We start from the raw sequence: 1,371 nt of genomic DNA on the forward strand, positions 1-1,371 counted from the left end.
CTGTCACAGCCGACTTTCCTGTGGCGCCCCTTGAGCCGGAACCTGGTGTCGCGATCGTGATCGAAGCGGACCCGCTTCCAGCCCCGTTCACTGTGACAGTCCTGGCACTTGTCGCCGTAACGTCCCCCGTGGGGATCGTTGATGCGGTGGCAGCCGACACACCGGGTCGGCAGGTCGCGGTACCGCTGTCCGGGGTGGCAGGCGGCGCAGGGGACCCGGCGATGGCGTTGCCGGAGCGGGAACCGGGTATTGGCGTGATCGAAGCGGTGCTCCTTCCAGGTGCCGGTGTCGTGACACTTCTGGCATTGCCGGCCCAGTCGACCCCGGTGTACGTCGTCCTCCCGATGGCAGTCGTGGCACGCGTGCGGTGCCTCGCGGAACTTGTGTCCGGCCCGGTGGCAGGCGAGGCACTCCAGCTTGCGGTGGGCACCCTCGAGGGGGAAGTCGGTCCCGGCATGGTCGAAGGTGGTCTCGTCCAGCAGCAGGATGTCCGCCCTGCGGCCCTTGTGGTCAGTGTGGCAGTGGCGGCATTCGGTCCTCCCGATATCCCGGATTCGGCCGTGGAAGCCTTCCCCGCTGCGGATGTCACGGTCCACCTCGTCGTGACAGTCGCGGCACAGCCGGCTCTGCTTCACCTTGCGAAAGGGCTGGTGACAGCGCTCGCACTCGTCCTCGTAGCGGGCGTGTCCCTGCACCAGGGGCCCGGGCATGAGCAGACGCTCGAGACGCCGCTCGGCGGCATGGCCGGGAGTGCCCGTCATGGCGAGGGAGAGCAGCACCAGCAGTGTGACAGACCATCGTCGCCGGGCGGGCCGCGGCGACCGCCAAGGGTATCGTGGCGTGCCGGGCACCGGCCTCGCTGTCGGAGCATCTCCATCTCTCCTCATCAGTACATGTGGACGGCGATGACGTGGACCGTCGCGGTCAGCACCAGCATGATGAACAGCGGTACGTGCAGCACATGCCAGAGGCCGAACAGGCGCTCGAAGAAGCGTTGCTGGACCAGCTTGCGGACCGCCGCCAGGTAGGCCGCCAGGTAGCGCTTCGCTTCGCGTTGTGCCTGCCGGGTCTGTCTGCGGTCCCAACCGCGGGTCCGGGCCAGTAGCCGCACCGTGGGCCGCAGGGTGAAACCGCTGCTGAAACGTAGCCAGGCGGTGCGCGGGGTGATGGTGAGCAGGCGCCAGAGGCTGTGCAGGACGGTGGGCGGTGGGGCCAGGGCCTGCTCCTCGAACTCCAGCAGGCGGTTGCGCAGTGCCGGTGCCTGTTCCAGCAGCTCGCGGAGGTGGTCACGGGCATCGCTGGTGTCCAGGCGCAACTGCTCCAGGGTGGTGCGGGCCCCGTAGAGGCCATAGTGGATCTTGCCGTAGAAAT

At 68.1% G+C, this 1,371-nt stretch carries 2 protein-coding genes; both read right to left on the minus strand.

The window, feature by feature from the left end; all coding sequences use genetic code 11:
- Positions 1-761 (minus strand): hypothetical protein (locus tag Q9Q40_12435; protein ID MDQ7008031.1); only part of this gene is annotated, 761 nt, incomplete at its 3' end.
- 125 nt (positions 762-886) lie between these two features.
- Positions 887-1,371: hypothetical protein (locus Q9Q40_12440; GenBank protein ID MDQ7008032.1), on the minus strand; the 485-nt coding region annotated here is incomplete at its 5' end.

The sequence above is a fragment of the Acidobacteriota bacterium genome, from assembly GCA_030949985.1.
In the GTDB taxonomy this organism is placed as follows: domain Bacteria; phylum Acidobacteriota; class Polarisedimenticolia; order J045; family J045; genus JALTMS01.